The 18,090-nt window shown below is 40.4% G+C and carries 12 protein-coding genes; 7 read left to right on the forward strand and 5 right to left on the reverse strand.

The window, feature by feature from the left end; translation table 11 throughout:
* Positions 1-37: 37 nt before the first annotated feature.
* From ACRRSQ_RS17785 to ACRRSQ_RS17800, 4 genes are read right to left on the reverse strand one after another with little or no spacing between them, the layout of a single operon-like run.
* A complete protein-coding gene (locus tag ACRRSQ_RS17785) occupies positions 38-790 on the reverse strand; it encodes a sugar-binding protein (RefSeq protein ID WP_440877128.1) in 753 nt (250 codons plus the stop codon).
* Between the two features lie 12 nt (positions 791-802).
* The gene (locus ACRRSQ_RS17790; protein WP_440877129.1) at positions 803-1,318 is read right to left on the reverse strand and encodes a gluconokinase; all 516 of its coding nucleotides are present in this window, start codon (positions 1,316-1,318) and stop codon (positions 803-805) included.
* Positions 1,319-1,320: 2 nt separating this feature from the next.
* Positions 1,321-3,711, reverse strand: coding sequence for a GH36-type glycosyl hydrolase domain-containing protein (locus ACRRSQ_RS17795; protein WP_440877130.1), 2,391 nt, complete (start codon positions 3,709-3,711; stop codon positions 1,321-1,323).
* 16 nt (positions 3,712-3,727) lie between these two features.
* On the reverse strand, positions 3,728-5,074 hold the full coding sequence (locus tag ACRRSQ_RS17800) for an MFS transporter (protein WP_440877131.1): 1,347 nt from the start codon (positions 5,072-5,074) through the stop codon (positions 3,728-3,730).
* A gap of 574 nt (positions 5,075-5,648) precedes the next feature.
* Between ACRRSQ_RS17800 and ACRRSQ_RS17805 the strand changes: the two genes are divergently transcribed.
* The 6 genes from ACRRSQ_RS17805 to ACRRSQ_RS17830 all read left to right on the forward strand — a co-directional run bounded on the left by ACRRSQ_RS17805 (position 5,649) and on the right by ACRRSQ_RS17830 (position 16,054).
* Positions 5,649-8,666: a TonB-dependent receptor gene (locus ACRRSQ_RS17805; RefSeq protein ID WP_440877132.1), complete on the forward strand. Its 3,018-nt coding sequence runs from the start codon at positions 5,649-5,651 to the stop codon at positions 8,664-8,666.
* Between the two features lie 129 nt (positions 8,667-8,795).
* The gene (locus ACRRSQ_RS17810; RefSeq protein ID WP_440877133.1) at positions 8,796-10,358 is read left to right on the forward strand and encodes a tryptophan halogenase family protein; all 1,563 of its coding nucleotides are present in this window, start codon (positions 8,796-8,798) and stop codon (positions 10,356-10,358) included.
* Between the two features lie 2 nt (positions 10,359-10,360).
* Positions 10,361-11,845 carry a tryptophan halogenase family protein gene (locus tag ACRRSQ_RS17815; RefSeq protein ID WP_440877134.1) on the forward strand — a complete coding sequence of 495 codons (1,485 nt, stop codon included), beginning with the start codon at positions 10,361-10,363 and terminating at the stop codon, positions 11,843-11,845.
* A 162-nt stretch (positions 11,846-12,007) separates the two neighbouring features.
* Positions 12,008-13,336, forward strand: coding sequence for a GH1 family beta-glucosidase (locus ACRRSQ_RS17820; RefSeq protein ID WP_440877135.1), 1,329 nt, complete (start codon positions 12,008-12,010; stop codon positions 13,334-13,336).
* A gap of 22 nt (positions 13,337-13,358) precedes the next feature.
* Entirely contained in the window at positions 13,359-14,894 is a 1,536-nt protein-coding gene (locus ACRRSQ_RS17825; RefSeq protein ID WP_440877136.1) for an MFS transporter, read from the forward strand.
* A gap of 143 nt (positions 14,895-15,037) precedes the next feature.
* Positions 15,038-16,054: a LacI family DNA-binding transcriptional regulator gene (locus ACRRSQ_RS17830; protein ID WP_440877137.1), complete on the forward strand. Its 1,017-nt coding sequence runs from the start codon at positions 15,038-15,040 to the stop codon at positions 16,052-16,054.
* A gap of 60 nt (positions 16,055-16,114) precedes the next feature.
* Here ACRRSQ_RS17830 and ACRRSQ_RS17835 read toward each other — a convergent pair whose 3' ends face one another.
* On the reverse strand, positions 16,115-17,191 hold the full coding sequence (locus tag ACRRSQ_RS17835) for an HD domain-containing phosphohydrolase (protein WP_440877138.1): 1,077 nt from the start codon (positions 17,189-17,191) through the stop codon (positions 16,115-16,117).
* Between the two features lie 593 nt (positions 17,192-17,784).
* Here ACRRSQ_RS17835 and ACRRSQ_RS17840 point away from each other — a divergent pair.
* Positions 17,785-18,084: an isoamylase early set domain-containing protein gene (locus tag ACRRSQ_RS17840; protein ID WP_440877139.1), complete on the forward strand. Its 300-nt coding sequence runs from the start codon at positions 17,785-17,787 to the stop codon at positions 18,082-18,084.
* Positions 18,085-18,090 lie beyond the last annotated feature (6 nt).

Raw genomic sequence — 18,090 nt, forward strand, 5'->3', positions numbered from 1 at the left:
GGGAGCATAAACGCAACTATTGCTAATTCACTAAGGGTTATTGAGTTAACACTAAGCTGTCGAACACATCGGCGGTAATAAAGCCTAAATTTTTATTGCCATTTACGGCTTTAATAAAGGTCGAACCGATAAAATTTTCGCGCTCTTTGCTGCCATCGTTATCACAATAGGCCAGCATAAAGCCTAGCTTTTTACCAAGATGTAGCTTAACGGGCAAGGCTTTGGTTGCGCTGTTATGTTGATAACTGTCGTCATAAACACGAATGGCGACTTCCCAATAAACTTTATGCGGGCTTTGCTCGCTGCGCTGCCAGACACTGTCGATATGATCGTTTAATAAAATAAAATTATCTTTTTGTGTTGGCGTAGGCTCGCCAATATCTACAACTTGGTTATCAAGCGCAATATGATAAGCAAAGGCATTAAAATTAAATTGATGATTACCACCAGAGGCATCTTCATCAATAAAAATTTCTAAACAGTCATCATCCCAATAAAAGTGTAGCGGATTGGCATGTTGGTCAAACAAAATATCATCACTAATTTCAGCCAACAAATACAATTGCTGTTCATCCCAAAGCATTTTAAAACGCCCTGAAAAGTCTTCACTTGTTGGTTGGTCGCCAAGAATAAGTTGGTCAAGCGGATACCAAGGTGCTTGTTGCCAACTCGACTCGCTAACCTTGCCATCAATCACCATCGGCTCGGTTGTTTTTTTAGCTTCTAGCGCGATTGCCTGATGCGTAATGATGCTCAATACTAAGCTAATAACGAATACTAATTGTTGCATGAAATCCCCTAATTAATTAACCAGTTCATCAGTAAGTCGAACGACCTTACTACACACTTGCTGCAAGTCTCCGTCGAGTTCAATCACATGCACATCTGTCTCTTCAGGCAAAATAGTTTCCATCGCTTGAAATTGACTATCAATTAAATCAACGCCAAAAAAGTGGTTGTTGCGACTTTCCATCTGAGTGGCAATTTTTTCCCGACTACCTGACAAATAAAAATAATGACAATTGTAGTCAAGATAACGAAACTGTTGACGATGCTCTCGCTTTAACCCTGAATAGGCCAACACTACATTGGTTCCTTGCAAGTAAAGCTTATTAAGATAACTAATAATATCGGCGATCCAAGGCGCACGCATTTCATCAGTTAATGGTTTGTTGTCTGCCATATGTGCTTTGGCAATTTCGCTATGAAAATCATCCGCTTCAACAAAATGATAATTTAGATGTTTTGCCAATAGTGACGCAACCGAAGACTTCCCTGAACCGCTTATGCCCATAATGATAAATAAGTTAGCCATCATTCCTATCCTTGCAGCTTAACACTCAGTTGATAATGTTCACCGGCGCTTAAATCAGATAAACAATTGCCGTGAACGCGTTGCTGATTCAATGTGATTTCCATTTCGTTTAACCCTGCTACTTTTTCAATAACAAAGTTAATTGATGCACCACGGAATTGGCGAACACCGGTGAGTTTGTTCAATTTTTCAGGCAGTTTAGGCTCAACAAGTAAGCCGTTTGCACAACCTTTTAGGCCGCATAACTCTTCAACCAAACAGCGATAAATCCACGCAATGGTACCGGTATTAAATAAATGGCTTGAACGGCCAGCATGTTCAGGGAATTGATAATAAGCACCACGATAATAATTAGGCACAAACACCGGCAGTTGTCCGGTTTTTAAACACGAGTCGAGATCAGGCAACATTTTTTCAAGTAACGAAAACGCCAAGTCTGCCTGTTGATTTTGATACAAGCTATAGATGTAAAAAACCGCGGCATGATTATAAATGGAGCCGTTTTCAGAAACGCCAGGGTGTTTTTGGGTAATACGGCCAACGTCTTCGACCATGTGAGTATAACTGGGCGCTAACATCATCGCGCCATATGGGGTAATAAGCTGCTCGCTTATTGCTTGATTCATTTGCTGACTCTGCTGTGCTGATGCAGCGCCGCTTAACATCGCCCAACTTTGTGCATTGAGGAAGATTTTACCTTGCTCATCTTTTTCGGTGCCAAATACGCGTCCATCATCGGTAATACCACGGGCAAACCAATTGCCTTGCCATAAGTGTTTATTAACACTTTCGTTAATAGCATTGGCGGCAAAACGGTATTCAGCCAATAATGCGCTATCAGCGTCGATTTGATATTGCTCACACAAATCACACCAAGTATTTAGCGCATAGGCCGTAGCAAGCGATAACCAAGTCGACACGCCTTTGCCTTTATAGCCGACCATATTCATTGGATCGCACCAATCGCCCTGCTCAATTAAACTTAAACCACGCTCATCGGTGGCGTTTAACAGCCAGTTCAATGCCAACTCAATATGGTGTGCAAAGCTTGCGGTTTTGGCGGAATCAGCAAAGTCAATTTGTTCACTTAAAAGAGAAGTGTCATTGGTTTCAGCTAAATACGTTGCCAAACAAATCGGTAACCACACACAGTGATCCGCATGCGGAATTTGGTTAATGTATTTTAGCTCGGCTTCGGGTGTTAACAGTATACCGTCGGGCATAGCACCGTCTTGCGTTTGCTGACTGGCCGATAATAAGAATGCGTCACGTGTTGTTTTTGGGTTGATATAACACATGCCCATATTATCTTGCAGGTAATTTCGGGTTTGCGGGTCGGTACTTAAGCGATTGACATCGCCGTGATAATACATTTGACGCGGTAACCAATGATTAATAAAGCTATCAAAATCATCTTTACCTGTGCCAAGCTGCAAACAGCCCTGCCCTTTATTTAAATATTGCTGGTAAGCTTTATCTGTGTCGCTTTGCTGTTGCTCGCCCAAATATCGCTGACGTAAGGTAGCAATTTCTTGTTCATCTTTAGCAGGCCCAAACAGGAACTGATAACTTTGCTGTGCATTTACCGCTAAAGTTTCGGTAAATTGCATGACTGCCACCGGCGTCTCATAACGGGCTGAACAATTAGCTAGCTGCGCTTCTTTTAATGCATCAGGTTGATGTAAGCCACCTTCCCCTTCAAAGTGTTTTTGATTAGCATGCCAAGCAACAGGTTTATGACTGGCAACAAAAAACGTTTTATCTTTTAGTGATTGATTTTTAAAGTAATCTTCCACTTTCTGATAAGGCGTTACAGAATCTGCCACTATGGCATTAAGCTTAGGATCAAAACTGGCGGATTGATTCATCCACGACATATACCCAATCGAAAAATACGGATAAATGCTTATGGTGCGCTGATGCGCCGATAAATTTCTCACCGTAAACTGCCAACGTTCAACGACATCATTTTCAGCCAAACTGACTTTAATGGTAATCGCTAAATCAAGATGAACTATTTGCCAACTGATCACATCGTCTTGCGCACTAAAGGTAAAGCTGTCTAGCGGGATGCGCATTGGTTCATAAGGCGCAGAAAAACAGGCTTGTGTTGCTTCATCTTTAATGTAGAAAAAGCGTCCTGGGTGATGGCTAAAATAAGCATGTTCAGGCTGAATAAACGTTTTTGCTTCAATATTAGGACCATAAGCGTACTTACTTGGCTCAGGTTGCATAAATTGACTATTGACATAACCACGGCAATTGACTTGCATCAGCATCTTTTTGTTCCACAAAAAGCTCGCTGCTTGCGGCAGCTTTGTTGGGCTATGTAAATTTACCGTCGCACGATTATTCTGGGGCGCTAAGGTCACTAGCTGACGATCAGTCATTGACATTTTATTCTTTCCTAAACTAAGACGTTTGAGTTTGTTGTTCAAAAAGTTCACGCTGAATATCTTCGACCTTGCGCTCACTGAGCGGGTAAAAATACAGCACTGGCACGGCGAGTGCCGCAAATACCGCTGGGATTAATGTCATCAATAAAACAATGCCGTTTTCTGATGCGCCCGACTGTACTTGATTGGCGACATATCCTAACGAGGCCAGTAGCCAACCAATCATAGCGCCAGCTAACGCGCCGCCCAGTTTTTGTGAAAATGCGGCGGCAGAAAATATCATTGCCGTTGCCCGTCTACCCGTTCGCCATTGAGAAAAGTCAGCGGTATCAGCATACATTGAAAAAACCAATGGCGATTTAGGGCCTAAAGCCAGACCAATTAAACCTTGTAAAAGAAACATTAAGGTAATGTTGTCGCGCGGTACAAAATAGAAGGCGATAGAAAGTAAGGTTACTGCCGACATTAACAACATTAACAAGCGACGCTTATCAATAAAGCGGGTTAGCAAAGGTGTAATGGCTGCGCCGCAGGCAAGTGACAGCATATACACTAACGAGAACTGACCGATTAAATCTTCACGGTTGGCAAAATATTTAAAATAAAAGGTGCCGACACTACCGCGAATTGAGATGGTCATCATTACAATCAAGGCTAATGAAAATAAAATTAACCAAGGCTTGTTTTGACTTAAATCTTTAAGGTCTTGCATGATAGAGCTTTGTTGATTTTGCGGCGGTGCAATACGCTCTTTTGTGCCTAAAAAAGTAATGGTAAATAATAATGCAGCAACTGCGCCATAGATCATCATGGTATATTGCCAGCCTTGAGTTTCATTACCATTGCCCAGGTAAGCAACCAACTCTGGCGTTAAATAAGCGACTAAACTCCCGCCAGAAAATGCGCCGATAAAACGAAAGCTGGTTAAGCTAGTTCGGTCTTGGCTGTTGGGTGTGATCACGCCAAGTAATGCGCCATAAGGCACATTGATAAAGGTATAGGCTAGCATCATGAAAATGTAGGTTGCATACGCCCAAACCAACTTTCCGTCTTCGCCCAAATCAGGCACAGTAAAGGTTAATACGCCAGCAGCAGCAATAGGTAATATGCCCCAAAGTAAATAAGGTCGAAATTTACCAAACTTAGTTTTGGTTCTATCGGCAAGCGCGCCCATCATAGGATCAGAAAAAGCGTCTATAAGCCTAGTCACTAACATCATGGTACCAACAGCAGCAGGCGACAAACCAAACACATCGGTATAAAAAATAAAAAGGAAAACGTCGAACACCCGCCAATAAAAATTCGATGCTACATCGCCACAGGCGTAGGCAATTTTTTCTGATAATTTCAGTGAGTTTCTCAATTGGCTCTCCATCTTTTTTAACGTTTTAGTTAATTCTTATAAAGAGGCAACCAGAATTAACGCTTTTAATTATTGATGTTATTTACACTCTTCGCTTAAGGCTTTCCCCAAAAACGTAACCGCGAGCTAGCCTACAAAACAATTACAAATATTCTCATCTCACCAGTAAACGCTATAAACTAGGATAAGCTAGAATATTCGCTTAATTGGACCAATAAAAATCATATTTAAAGTCGTCAACCACCATAAATGTAAGCGCTTACAAATTACACTTCAATCAAGTGTTTTTCAATTAAAGTTTAGAAAAAAAACAGATATTGATCACAACAGACTGTTTTGGATGATAAATTTTTTCATGTCCTGCCGAAGTAAAAATGACATTTGTCACAACAGAATTTTGAAAAATAAAAAAATTTAAAAAAAAGGTTGACGAAAAAACAACCATAGCCTACCTTAAAATGTAAGCGCTTACATGAAGCTTTACATTAAGTGTTTTTTTTTGTAACTTTACTGTAAGCGCTTACACGATGAAATAATTATAAATAGCGTTTTCTTAAGCTCGGGGGACAAATAAATGATTAAGAGAACTTTTAAGAAGTCTAAAATAGCAACAAGCTTATCAATAGTACTAACGGCTACGGCACTACCTACAATGGCAGCAGAAACAGCAGCCGTTGATGAAGTAGAAGTCATTCAAGTAACAGGCATGCGTTCAACAATTAAAGAATCAACGCGCCTTAAACGTGATGCAAGCGGTGTGGTTGATGCCATTTCTGCTGAAGATATTGGTAAATTCCCAGATTCAAACTTAGCGGAATCTTTACAACGTATTACCGGTGTTTCAATTGACCGCTCAAACGGTGAAGGTTCTAAGATCACCGTACGTGGTTTTGGTCCAGATTTTAACATGGTAACGTTAAACGGACGCGCAATGCCTGCTGCATCATTACCAGCTGGTGGTGGCGTGCCTAATTCACGTGCTTTTGATTTTGCTGATTTAGCGTCAGAAAGCGTTCGTTCGGTAGAAGTATACAAAACAGGTCGAGCTGATGTTGCCTCTGGTGGTATTGGCGCAACCGTAGACATTAAAACAGCAAAACCATTTGACGCTAGCGGCAGTGGCTTTGTAAGTTCAGTTGGTGTTAAAGCCTTGCACGATACGACCGTACGTGTTGGAGACGATATTACACCTGAACTCTCTGGTTTCTTTAACTTTATTAATGAAGATGAAACCTTTGGTGTTACGTTATCTGCAAGTTTACAAGAACGTCACAGTTCTTCAACGCGTGCTTATGTTAACCAATGGCGTGTTAACCCTTTTGAAGGTGATTATCCACAATCACCAAATCAATTAGATCCAAATTTGCCTGACTATAATGGTCCAGCACTAAACGTAACGAATGCTCCAGCAGCAGGTGAGTTATTCGCAATACCGTCAGATTTACGTTATGCCGTTTCAGATCACGAGCGTGAACGTACTAATGCTCAGTTAACCTTTCAATATGCACCAACCGACAGTTTAATCGCCACGTTAGATTATACCTATGCTAAGCAAGATATTTTTCAAGCACGTGCAGAGCAGTCAATTTGGATGGATGACAGATACTTCTCTGATATCACCTTCGATACTGATAACCCAAACGTAAGAAGCCCGATTTTAGTATCGCAAGAGCGACGCGATTTGTTACCTCGTGATTTAGGCTTAGCCATTCAAGAGCAAAACCAAGTTAACGAGAATAAGTCGATTGGCTTAAACTTGGCTTATGAAGTTAACGATAGTTTATCACTTGAATTAGATGTACATGACTCTACCGCTGAAGGTCGCCCTGACGCACCTTACGGTGTTTGGACTAACCTTGGTTTAGGTGCCAACGTAAACAGAGGTCAAGGTGTAGATTTCTCTGGTGACTTCCCTGTAATGTTAGTTGACTTTGATGATGAATCACGCGGCAACTTAAACCCAAATGGTGTTTTAGATGCGGGTGATATTGGTACGTCGATCTTAGACATGAACTATGCTCGTCAACAAACGGATATTACACAAATTCGCCTAAACGGTACTTATGAACTTGAAGATGGCAGCATTGATTTTGGCATAGAATCTCGCGCCATGGAAAATACATCTCAACAAGCCTTAACACGTAAAACTATGGGTAACTGGGGTGTGGAAAACCCAGGTGAATTACCGGCAGAATACTTAACGCCAGTTGACTTTAAAGGTTTATTCGACGATTACGATACTTCAGGCATCTTTAATCAAGGCATTACCGCGAGCGTAGGTCAAATTGGTCCTATTGCAGCAGATATTTATGATTTTGATTTTCTTGCTAATGACCCACTTTCAACTGATAGAACTATTGAAGAAGAAGTTGTCGCAGCTTATGCTCAATATAGCCACACAGGTGAAATTGGCGATCGCACCTACAACGTTTTAATTGGTGCAAGATATGAAGATACGACAGTAAAATCGAGCTCTGCAGTTAAAGTGCCTGAAATTATTTGGGAAGGTAACAACGATTTTAACGTATCAGTACCAGCTGGTGCACAATCAGAAATTGTTTCTTTTGAAGAGAGCTACAGTCACTTCTTACCAAACTTTGATTTTGACATTGAAGTGGTTGAAAACGTCATTGCACGTTTTTCTTACAGCCAAACCATTGCTCGTGCTAATTACAACAACTTGGCATCATCTTCTTCGGTCTCTGGTCAATCATCGCCAACACTACTGAGTGCGTCAGCACGAGCAACGTCAGGTAACCCTGCGTTAAAACCACTTGAATCAAGCAACATTGACTTGTCAGTTGAATACTATTTTGACGACGCAAGTTATGTCTCTATTGGTTACTTCGATAAAAGCGTTAAAAACTTTATAGGTAACAAGCAAGTTGTTGAAAATGTGTTAGGTATTCGAGATGCTACTGCCGGCCCACGTGCCGAAGCAGCCTTAGCTGAGTTAAATAGATTAGGTATTCCAGTAAGTGATACCAACTTATTTAACATGGTTGCAGCAATGGAAAATAACATTGATTTTGATTCATTAACTGATGAAGAATTTGAGCAACAATATGACATTCATGCCAATGCAGATGATCCATTAACACAATTTACTAACGCTAAACCTGATAACAGCCGTAAAGCAAATATTGACGGCTTCGAATTTGCACTTCAACACTTCTTTGGTGACAGTGGCTTTGGTTTCCAAGCGAACTACACCTTAGTAAATGGTGATGTTGAATTTGATTTATCAGCAGATCCAACAGTCACGCAATTTGCCCTTGTTGGTTTAAGTGATACCGCTAACTTAGTTGCTCTTTATGAAAAAGACGGCTTGCAAGCACGTATTGCTTATAACTGGCGTGATGACTTCCTTGATACCACAACTCAATACAACAATGAGCCAGGTTTCACTGAAGCAGTATCGCAAATTGATTTCAATGTCTCTTACGACGTCAATGAAGACTTATCGATATTCTTTGAAGGTATAAATATCACCGAAGAAAATCAACGTCGTCATGGCCGAAGTGACAGACAGCTTTGGAATCTTGACCAATTAGGCGCACGTTACGCAATTGGCGCACGTTACGCTTTTTAAGCTAGCCTAAAATAAAAAGCCGCCTAAACGCGGCTTTTTATTTCATCATTAATCACATAGCATTATATTAGAAAGCAAATGGCTTTCGATAGCAGCCTATTCCTAACTTTAAATGAAGTGTAAAGTCTTATGGATAACCCAATAAAAAAAATTGTTGTTGTTGGTGGCGGTTCAGCGGGTTGGTTAACTGCTGGCACTATCGCAGCCGAACATTGTAGCGCCGCCGGCAGTACAATTGAAGTTGTGTTAATTGAATCGGCCAATATCCCAACTATTGGCGTTGGCGAAGGCACTTGGCCTTCCATGCGTAATACCTTGGATAAACTTGGCATTAAAGAAATAGACTTTCTACTGCAATGTGACGCTTCATTTAAACAAGGCTCTAAATTTATTAATTGGCAATCTTCCGAGCAAGAAAGCCACTACTACCACCCATTTATGACGCCAGAAGGCTATGGACATATTGACCTTCATGCGAGCTGGCAAGCGCAATATCATCAACAAGGTTTTGCAGATACGGTCAATATTCAAAGCCATATTTGCGAAAAAAACTTAGCTCCTAAACAGCTGGCGACGCCTGATTATGCCGCGGTAACCAATTACGGTTATCATTTAGATGCGACAAAATTTGCACAATTATTACAGCGCCATTGCACCAGCAAACTCAACGTTCGTCACATTATTGATGACGTAACCGCTATTGAATCACAACAAAATGGTGATATTGCTGCCATCATCAGCAAAGAACACGGCAAAATTTCAGGTGACCTATTTATTGACTGCACCGGCTCAGCCGCACTGCTAATTGGTCAACATTATGAAGTGCCACTCATCGAAAAGCGCGATATTTTATTTAACGACAGCGCCCTTGCCGTGCAAGTGCCTTATGACAATGACGAAGTTGCCATTGCATCCACCACCAATTCTACCGCGCAAAGTGCGGGCTGGATTTGGGATATCGCCCTACCAACAAGACGTGGCGTTGGTTACACCTTTTCAAGTAAACACATTGACGACCATGCCGCTAAAGCTGAACTTTGCGCCTATTTAGCACAAAGTATTGGCGAAGAAAAAGCACAAAATCTTGTTGATGAAAGTGTCAGAAAAATCACCTTTACTCCAGGTCATCGAGAAAAATTTTGGCATAAAAACTGTGTCGCCGTTGGCATGGCAGCAGGATTTCTCGAACCATTAGAAGCCTCAGCGCTAGCATTAATTGAATTATCAACCACCATGATTTGCGAAGAATTGCCAGTAACTCGTTCGCATATGGATATTATTGGAGAGCGTTTTAATGATCGCTTTGAATATCGCTGGCAGCGCATTATCGAGTTTTTAAAATTACATTACGTGATCAGCGACCGAGAAGACAGTGCCTATTGGCGCGACAACAAAGCTGCGCAAAGTATTCCCAAACGACTGACTCAGCTACTTGAGCTTTGGCAGCATCAGCCACCAAGTCGTTATGATTTCATTCAAAATGAAGAAGTCTTTCCATCGGCAAGTTATCAATATGTATTATACGGCATGAGGTTTAATACCCAACAAAGACCAAATAAAAGACGCATTGAAAACCATCATATTGCCCAGCAGTTATTTACCAAAGTGCAACAGAAAAAAGACCAATGCATCGCCGGTTTACCTAGTAATAGAGAGTTGCTCAAGCAGCTTTCATCAAGAGTGAGGAAGTAATCATGTCAGGAAAAATTCAAAATGTCGTCATCGCTGGCGGTGGCACAGCAGGTTGGATGGCAGCCGCAGCTCTTGCAAAACTGATTGGCAAATCAATTAATGTAACCTTAGTTGAATCTGATGCCATCGGCACAGTTGGTGTTGGCGAAGCGACAATTCCGCCGATTAAAACCTTTCATAAATTGCTTGGTATTAACGAACAAGAAGTGATGCGCGCAACACACGCGACCTTTAAACTCGGCATAAAGTTTGAAGACTGGAAGCAAGTTAACAGCGATTATATTCACTCTTTTGGCGTAACAGGTAAAGAGTGTTGGGCGGGTGAATTTCATCACTTTTGGCTCGACAGTCTAAACCGAGGCATAGATTCAAAATTTGGTGATTACTGTTTTGAGCTACAAGCGGCAAAAGCGGGTAAGTTTGCCTTAGATCAGCAAGCACCGCTTAATTTTGCTTACCATCTTGATGCAACTTTGTACGCAGAATACCTAAAAGGCTTCAGCCAAAAATTAGGTGTTAAGCGCATTGAAGGCAAAATTAGCGAAGTTACCAAAGACAGTGAGACTGGCAATATAGCGTCGTTAACGTTAGCTTCTGGAGAACAAGTTTCTGGCGACTTATTTATCGACTGCACCGGATTTGCTGGGCTATTAATCGAACAAGCACTGCACACAGGTTATGACGATTGGTCACATTGGTTACCATGCGACAGCGCCATTGCAGTGCAAACCAAATCAATCGCGCCTGCAGTACCTTATACGCGCTCTATTGCACACCCAAGTGGTTGGCAGTGGCAAATTCCATTACAAAACCGTGTTGGCAATGGTTTAGTGTATTGCAGTAAATACATGAGCGACGATGAAGCACTTGATACGCTATTAACCAATATCAGTGGTGAAACCATTACCGAGCCGCGCGTCATTAAATTTAAAACCGGTCGCCGCCGCAAAGGTTGGAACAAAAACTGTGTGGCACTAGGTTTATCAAGTGGTTTTATTGAACCTTTAGAGTCAACCAGTATCCATTTAATTATGTCTGGAATTATACGCTTATTGCGTCTGTTTCCTTTTAATGGGCTTGAACAATCATTAATTGATGAATACAACAGTAAGCTTGATTCAGAATTAAATGCTGTACGCGACTTTATTATATTGCATTACAAAGTGACCAACAGAGACGACAGTAAATTCTGGCAGCACTGTGCAAGCGCAGAAATTCCTGAGTCGCTGCAACACAAAATTCAGTTATTTAAAGAAACTGGGCGAGTATTTTTAGACGACGGCGATGTCTTTAGAGTCGACTCATGGACGCAGGTGATGTTTGGTCAAGGGTTGCATCCTAAGCAGTACCACCAAATCGCCAATATCATGAACGATAAAGAACTAAATAATTTCTTATCGGGGTTAAAAAATGCAATTTCAACCGCTGTTGAACGATTACCAGAACACAGCGAATTTTTAGATAAATACTGTAAATCAAATAGTTAAACGTTTGAGGTAAGTTAAGACATTGACTTACCTTAATAACGATTAACGTTTAAATTAGCAAACTTTAATGTAAGCGCTTACAACTCTTTGAAATATAAGAAACTAACTTTTAGCAGTAAATGCATGCGCTTATAACACTTAACAACAGGTATTCAAGTTAACATGGCAAAATTATCATTACCCCTAAACTCTCCAATGCTGGCAAAAGATTTCCTTTACGGGGTTGCTACTGCTTCTTTTCAAATAGAAGGTGGCATAGAGCACCGACTACCTTGCATTTGGGATACTTTTTGCGCAACGCCCGGCAAAATTGCAGATGCCTCAGACGGTGCCATTGCCTGTGATCACTTTAACAAATGGCAAGAAGATATAGATCTTATCGAAAGCTTAGGCGTAGATGCTTATCGACTTTCTGTTTCTTGGCCGCGCGTAATGACTGAACAAGGCGAACTAAACCCAGCAGGTATTGAGTTTTACTTGGATATTTTAAAGCGCTTAAAAAGCAAAAATATCAAAGCATACGTTACTTTATACCACTGGGATTTACCACAGTATTTGGAAGACAATGGCGGTTGGTTAAATCGCCAAACGGCTTTTAGCTTTGCCGAATATGCCGACAAAATCAGCCAAGCGTTTGGCGATTTAGTGCATAGTTACGCCACGTTAAATGAACCGTTTTGCAGTGCATTTTTAGGTTATGAAGTTGGCGTTCATGCCCCCGGCATTGTCGGTAAAGAGTTTGGACGAAAAGCAGCGCATCATTTATTGCTAGGCCATGGTCTTGCAATGAAAATATTGCAAAAAAACTGCCCAAATGCGCAAAACGGCATCGTACTCAACTTCACTCCTTGTTATAGCAATAGCGACAGTGAAGCCGATATTAAGGCAACCAAATTTGCCGACGACTATATTAATCAGTGGTACATCAAACCGTTAATCGATGGTGCTTACCCTGACATTATCGATCAATTACCTAAAGCTCATCAGCCAGATATTCTGCCCGGTGATATGGAAATCATTCAACAGCCACTCGACTTTTTAGGGATAAATTATTATACCCGAATGATTTATCAAGCCGATGAAAATGAGCATTACGCAGAAATGCCGGTACCTGAACCACGCACAGATATTGGCTGGGAAATTTATCCACAAGCCTTTACTGATGTTTTAGTCAGTTTAAACAACACCTATACCCTGCCCCCTATTTTTATCACTGAAAATGGTGCAGCAATGGCTGATAAATTCGTCGATGGTGAAGTTGATGATCAAGACCGTATTGATTACTATCAAGGACACTTAAATGCCGTAGACAATGCCATAAGCCAAGGTGTTAATGTTAAAGGCTATTTTGCTTGGAGCTTGATGGATAATTTTGAATGGGCAGAAGGTTATTTAAAACGCTTTGGCATTGTTCATGTTGATTATCAAAGTCAACAACGCACCATTAAAGCCAGTGGTTTAGCGTATCGAAATTTAATCAGCCAACGTTAATGACGTACACATAGGTAATGTAATGAATACACTCCCGTTTAAAGAAAAAGTTGGCTATGCCATGGGCGATGCAGCCGCCAATTTAGTATGGCGCGGAGCACTTGCTTACCTTGCCGTATTTTATACCGACACTTTTGGTTTAACGGCCGCAGCAGCGGCTATGCTGTTTTTGGTGGTACGTTTATCTGATGGTGTTACCGACATCATCATGGGCATGATCGCCGATCGTACCTCAACCCGCTGGGGCAGCTTTCGCCCTTGGATCTTATGGTCAGCACCATTTTTAGCCTTATTTATGGTGCTGTGTTTTACCACACCAGATATTTCATATACCGGCAAACTCATTTATGCCTATGTCACCTATATTGGCTTAACCTTAGTCTATACCATCAATAATGTGCCCTATTCTGCCTTAATGGGCGTAATGACCGAAAGCGACAGCGAGCGCACAAATTTATCGGGTTTTCGATTTGCTGGTGCGTTTGCTGGTGGTTTATTGGTGATGGGATTTTTACCTGACTTAGTCGCTTATTTTGGTCAAGGCGACGATGCAACCGGCTATCAATACACTATGTATTTGTTTGCGGTTCTGTTGATGATTTTATTATGGCTAACCTTTGCAAGTACCAACGAGCGTATTGTGCCTGTGGTTGATAATAGTAGTAATTTAAAAACAGAGTTGGCAGATTTAACCAAAAACCTGCCCTTTATTATCTTGCCACTACTTTCTGCTACCTTATTTTTTTACTACCGTGAGATCTACAGCGGCATTTTCTTTTTCAGCGTAATGTTTGCGATGTGGGTAGTGATCAAAAAACTTATTCACAAACCGAAAGAAAACCTCAGTCACTCGCAGCTTGATATGGTTGACTTACTTACCAATAAGCCTTGGCTCATTTTATTAGGCATGGGCTTTTTAACCATGATGTTCAATGGCATTAAATATGGTGTTATCGCTTATTACTTTAAGTACCATGTCGGTGACGAATTATTAACAGGTAAGTATTTTATTGCCTTATTAGTTGTGTCGATACTTGGTGCACTCGCTACCAGTTATCTCGCCGATAAAATTGGTAAACGCGCATTATTTATCTGGGCACTATTGCTAAGTGGCTTTTTTACCGCGGGTTTTTACTGGATACCCGCAGGCGATGTTACCAGTATTTTTGTATTGGGCTGTGCCGCTGAATTTTTTGCCGCCATGATGCCAACCTTATTTTTTACCATGCTAGGCGACGCCGCTGACTATTCAGAATGGAAAAATGGTCGTCGCGCAACCGGGCTTATTTATTCTGCGGGAACATTTGTTCAGAAAACTGGGGGCGGATTCGCCGGCGCTTTGGTATTAGTTGTTTTGGCCAATTACGGCTACAACGGAATGGACAAAGACACAATAACTAATGCATTACCAGGTATGCAATTATTGATGAGCTGGATCCCAGCAGCGTTTTCTTTTGCAGGTGCTGCACTAATGGTATTTTATCCATTAACCAGTGAACAAAATTTAAAGATCACAACAGAGCTAGTTTCGCGCAGAAATGATATTGCATTAGCTTAGCGGCGAGTGGTCTTTCGGTCTTACATCTGGTTTACAGTAGACACGAAATATCAACCGCGCCGAGTTTTAACAAATATTGCAATCATGTTAGAATTTGCTCTTTTTTCACTCTTAACGAATGATTGCGCATATTTAGGAAGGCCATGGCGACCATATACGAAGTTTCAAAACTTGCAGGTGTTTCACTAGCTACTGTCTCTCGAGTCATGAATAATAATGCGCGCGTTAGTGAAAAAACCAAAAAGAAAGTGCTCTGTGCAATGGATGAATTAGGCTATCGCCCCAACTCTATTGCTCAATCACTTGCTTCAAATCGCACCAACTGTGTCGGTATATTAGTCTCTGAATTATGCGGTCCTTTCTTTGGGCAAATGATGGCAGGCATCGAATCAGAACTTAGAGCCGCAGGTAAACATGTTGTGATTACCACAGGTCATAGTGAAACCGGTGACGAAGAAGAGAAAGAAAAAGACGGTATTGAATTTCTGCTAAGTCGTAATTGCGATGCAATAATTTTGCACGTTGAAGCCATCGATGATAATTACTTATTGGAACTATCTAAAGGCAAAACCCCAGTTTATTTAATGAGCCGCCTAGTCAAAGGTATGGAGCAAAACTGCATCAGTTTAAATAATGAATTAGGTGGCTATTTAGCGACAAAATCGTTAATTGAACGAGGGCATAAAGAGATTGCTTATATTGCAGGACCTCAGTTTAAATCTGATGCTCAATGTCGATTTTTAGGGCATAAACGCGCTTTGGAAGAAAATGATATTTCCTTCAATGAGAGCCTGTTTTATATCGGAGACTTTAAAGAAACCGGCGGTAAAGATGGCGTTAAATATTTCATCAATAACAAACAGTCATTTACGGCATTAGTATGCGCGAATGATGAAATGGCCTCTGGTGCAATGACTTACGCTCGCGAACACGGTTATTCATTACCAAAAGATTTATCGATAATCGGTTTTGATAACATTATTTTCGCCCGCTACATTTATCCTAAATTAACCACCATAGACAACCCCGTAAATGAAATGGGGCATATGGCGGCAAAATTAGTATTAAAAGATATTTATCAGCAAAAAAACCAAGTCATCACTCATGCATTTGAGCCGACGGTGATCATACGTGATTCGATAACAACTCTTCGCTCATAAGCCCATTAACGCATAGTCAAACAGGCAAGTTATTGCCCAAAATATATCATTTAATACTTACTATGCAGGATCGAAGCTTTTATCGGGTTCATCCGCTAAGCTTCGACAAATATCAGTAAACGATGACACATTATTGTGAAATACCGAGATTAGCGCAGGATCAAATGCTCTACCCGATTCATTCTCAATATAATCAATCGCCTGAGGTATTTCCCACGCTTTTTTATAAGGTCTTTGGGTCGTAAGGGCATCAAATACATCGGCAATCGCGGTAATGCGCCCTTCAATCGGAATAGACTCTCCTTGCAATTTATTTGGATAACCTGTCCCATCCCAACGTTCATGATGGCTATAAGCAATGCTTTGCGCCATTTGAATTAGCACAGAGCTGTTGCCGCCAATAAGTTCATGACCAAAGTTGGTGTGTTGATTCATTATGCTGCGTTCTAACTGGTCAAGGCGAGCTGGTTTTAATAAAATTTTATCCGGAATACCTATCTTGCCAATATCATGCAATGGCGCTGCTTGTTCAATCATGGTGACAAGCTCATTGGGCAAACCGTAACCTTCTGCTAATACGCGCGCGTATTTACCCACTCTTAATACATGCCGACCAGTATCATCATCTTTTAATTCACCAGCTAGCGCTAAGCTATATAGTAAACACTCAATAGAGTGATCAAGCTCTTCAGTACGTTTTTTAACGGCGCGCTCTAGTTCATCTGTACTTTGCTGATGAATCAAATAACTTTGTCTGATTTTAAGTAAGTTTTTCACCCGCAAAATAACTTCAACTTGATCAAAGGGCTTATTTAAAAAATCATTCGCACCTTGTGTTAATGCTTTATTACGCGTGGTTACGCCTTGCACTCCAGTAATAATCAATATCGGTAGCTGATCCGCATTAAATTGACGTCGTACAGCTTTCATCACTTCAAAGCCGCTAAGGTGTGGCATTTCAAGGTCAAGCAGAATTAAATCAACAGTATTATTTTGAAGTGTATGCTCAATTTTTCTTGGATCAGTAACAGTGGTAATGTTTGTCGTTACTTGCTCAGAAACTAATTTAGTCAATATTAATGAATTAGTGATTGAATCATCACATATTAGAACGTGTAAGTTTTTAAAATTATCCATAATATAGTTAAACTCATCCCAGAAATAATTGCATGTATACGATTATTTCATTACTACCTTGTTTAAAAAATGCAGCATCATTTTTTGAATGATTATTTATGTATCGACCTTAAACATTCACTTTAAGATGGATATCACCATTTAATTATAGACAGCAATTTTTACTGTGGAAAAAAACTTTTAAATTTATTTATTTTCCAAACAACAACAAAAATCCAGATGAATAATTTTTGATTATCGTAGGCTAAGTTCACAAAAGCGAGCTGTAACAATAGTCACAAGCAAAAAACAATACAATAAAGAACAGTAACTTATAAATAAATATTGTACATACGTGCTTTTATATATTGACTTTTATAAATAATGAATAAATTTCATCTATAGAGCGTTGATAAGTCACAATTTCTGTTTATACTTTAATCACTGGCAAAAAAAACTCTAATAATCGCGTCATAAAAAATTCATACATTGATAATATTTTATTCAAATAATTTAGCTAATTTAGACACACTTTAAAATTTAGCTTACATCTGTAAAGCTGAATATTATTTATCAAATACTCTTTGTAGCAAGAAACTTAAGGAAAAGAAGTCATGTTAACTAAGCGCTTTTTTAAGACCAAAAATGAAACTGAAATTACCTTTGAGCACCCAGGTGAAATCGATAATCAAGTGGAGCTGATCGCCGAATTTAATGATTGGCAACCACTGGCAATGACCTACAGTAAAAAACACAAAGCATTTCGTGCCAAAGTACGCTTACCCAAAGATACTGACTTTCAATTTCGCTACCTAGTTAATAATGAAATTTGGCAAAACGACCACCAAGCTGATCGCTATTTATTAAATAGCTTTGGCACTGATAACTCTGTTGTTTCTACGTCGCAAGCTTAGACGTAG

It is taken from the genome of Thalassotalea sp. PLHSN55 (genome assembly GCF_052030545.1).
Taxonomy (GTDB): domain Bacteria; phylum Pseudomonadota; class Gammaproteobacteria; order Enterobacterales; family Alteromonadaceae; genus CANMXU01.